Raw genomic sequence first — 2,484 nt, 5'->3', positions numbered from 1 at the left:
GGCGCTGATCCGCCCCCCGGGACTTCACGGGGCGCGGATCCGTCGCCGAGTCCATGGTCGGCCGGGGCCTCGCGTCAGCGCGGGCCCCGGTTCAGCGCAGACCCCAGGCGGTGGCGTGCCGGAGGCAGGTCTGGGCCAGCTCCTCGCTGCGCTGGACGATGAGGTCCCGCGCGGCGATGACGCCGACGGTCGCGATCGTCCGTCCCCCCTCGCGCAGTGCGACCGAGACACCGTCGCCACCGTCCACGGCCACGCCGGGGGCCGTACACACACCGGTCTCGCGGAGCTCTTCGAGCGAGGCCAGGAACCTGTCGACGAACTCCGACTCCGCAGCCGGCCGGGCGTTCAGGTAGGCCCACACGTCACGCTTCTCCCGGTCGGCCAGGAGTAGCCAGCCCGAGGAGGTCCGCAGCAGCGAGCGTCGCAACCGGTTCTCCGCGATGTAGGCGTAGTGCGCATCGGCGGCGACGTGGTCCACATAGAAGAGGTCGTCACCGACGTCGGTCGACAGGGCGGTGGTCAGACCGGTTTCAGCGTGGAGTGCGGTGAGCTGCTCCCGCGACACGGAGGTGACGGGCGGCCGACCGGCGATCACGTTGAGGAGATACGGCGCGGTCCCCAGCGTGTAGACGCGATTGCGCTCGTCGAGGTAGCCGACGGCGACCAGGCCGTTGAGCAGGCCCTGCGTGGAGCTGATCGGGGCGTCGAGGGCCTTGGCGACCGCGGTGAGGGTCAGCCCGGTTCCCGACCTGGCGACCAGTTCCATGATCGCTGCGACCCGGTCGACCATGCGGTGGCGAGGACGCTCGGGGACCTTGTCCATGCTGGGCTGCTCGGTGCGCCCGCTGTCTCCCGCATCCGGTTGCGTCATGGGGTAAGACTATCCGCCCCTGCGGGACGCACGCTGGGCATACGAGAGAGCGTAGTTCGATCCGCTATTGCGTAAAATTGCCATTCGTGCGATTCTCGAGCACGTGGTCCGGGTCACCATCCGGGCCCCGAACAGGCACACATCACACCAACCCCTTTCGAGGAGGCCCGATGCGGTCCGCACTCGCTCCACCGCCCACCCTGGCGTCGGCGGACATGGACGCCCTGCGAGTGGAGGTCCGTGACTTCCTCTCCGAAGAGATCGCCGCCGGTCGGCTCACGCCGTGGATCGACACCTGGCTCACGCGATGGGACGAGGACTTCACCCGTCGCCTCGCCGAGCGCGGCTGGGTCGGGATGGCCATCCCCACCGGGTACGGCGGACGGGGACGCACGCACCTCGAGCGCTTCGTCGTCACCGAGGAACTCCTCGCCGTCGGGGCGCCGGTCGCCGCGCAGTGGGTCGCCGACCGGCAGATCGCCCCCTCGCTCCTGCGGTACGGAACCGAGGAGCAGAAGCGCGAGTTCCTGCCCCGGATCGCAGCGGGGGAGTGTTGTTTCGGCATCGGCATGAGCGAGCCGGACTCCGGGTCGGACCTGGCCAGCGTGCGGACGAAGGGCGTCCGCGTCGACGGCGGCTGGGCGATCACCGGCACGAAGGTGTGGACCTCCGGAGCGCAGCACGCGGAGGCGTTCATCGCACTGGCCCGCACCGAACCCCTGGACACCACCGACCGCCATGCGGGACTGAGCCAGTTCATCGTCGACCTGCGCAGCGAGGGTGTCACCATCCGCCCGATCGTGTCCCTCTCGGGCGACCACCACTTCAACGAGGTGGTACTCGACGAGGTGTTCGTCCCCGATTCCCGCGTGTTCGGCACCCTCGGCGACGGCTGGGACCAGGTCAACTCCGAGTTGGCCTTCGAGCGCAGCGGACCCGAACGATTCCTGTCCTCCTTCCGCCTGCTCGCCGCCGAGATCGGGGCCGTGTCCGAGGGGCGGTTGCCCGCCCGCACGGATCTCGGCCGCTCGGTCGCGCGGATGGCGGGCCTGCACGCCCTGAGCCAGAACATCGCCGGGGCGCTGCAACGCGGGGAGCCCGCGGACAACGCCGCTGCACTGATCAAACTCCTGGGCACCACCACCGAGGGTGACATCGTCGATGTGGTCTCCACCCGGCTCGGCGACGAGTTCTCGCCGGGCGAGGCGGACACCGCCTCGTCCGAACTCGCCGACCTGCTCCGTGCGGGACTGCACCAGCGGCCCGGCTTCACGCTGCGGGGCGGGACCAACGAGATTCTGCGCGGCGTGATCGCGCGAGGAATGGGGATGCGATGAACGAGAACACCTCCACCAGTGAGACCGCCGGGAACGCCGGGAACGCCGAGACCGTCGGACTTGAGGTCGACGAGGACCTCGAGTCGATGATGGCGGGCGTCCTGGCACAGTTCTCCGGACCCACCGTCGATCCCGATGCGGCTGCCGCATGGCGAGCCCTGACCGAGGTGGGCATCGGAAGGCTCACCGCTCCCGAGGAGACCGGGGGCAGTGGCGCGGGGTGGGCCGAGGCCGCCACCCTGCTCCGGCTGGCCGCCGCCGCCGGCGTCGCGGTCC

Annotated in this window: 2 protein-coding genes and 1 pseudogene; 2 read left to right on the top strand and 1 reads right to left on the bottom strand. The window is 70.4% G+C overall.

Translation table 11 applies throughout. The features are described 5' to 3' along the window. Nucleotides 1-91: 91 nt before the first annotated feature. Nucleotides 92-790, bottom strand: a complete 699-nt coding sequence (locus G6021_RS06150) for a helix-turn-helix domain-containing protein (RefSeq protein WP_107748977.1) — start codon at nucleotides 788-790, stop codon at nucleotides 92-94. A gap of 251 nt (nucleotides 791-1,041) precedes the next feature. Between G6021_RS06150 and G6021_RS06145 the strand changes: the two genes are divergently transcribed. After that, complete coding sequence (locus G6021_RS06145; protein ID WP_182617751.1) at nucleotides 1,042-2,208, top strand: acyl-CoA dehydrogenase family protein; 1,167 nt, start codon at nucleotides 1,042-1,044, stop codon at nucleotides 2,206-2,208. Further along, a pseudogene (locus tag G6021_RS06140) lies at nucleotides 2,205-2,484 on the top strand (acyl-CoA dehydrogenase); the annotation flags it as partial. The gene G6021_RS06145 and the pseudogene G6021_RS06140, both read left to right, overlap by 4 nt.

This window comes from Dietzia sp. CW19, assembly GCF_014145265.1.
Classification (GTDB): domain Bacteria; phylum Actinomycetota; class Actinomycetes; order Mycobacteriales; family Mycobacteriaceae; genus Dietzia; species Dietzia natronolimnaea.
The sequence above is the reverse complement of the archived record's forward strand: the minus strand, read 5'-3'. Positions and strand labels throughout refer to the sequence as shown.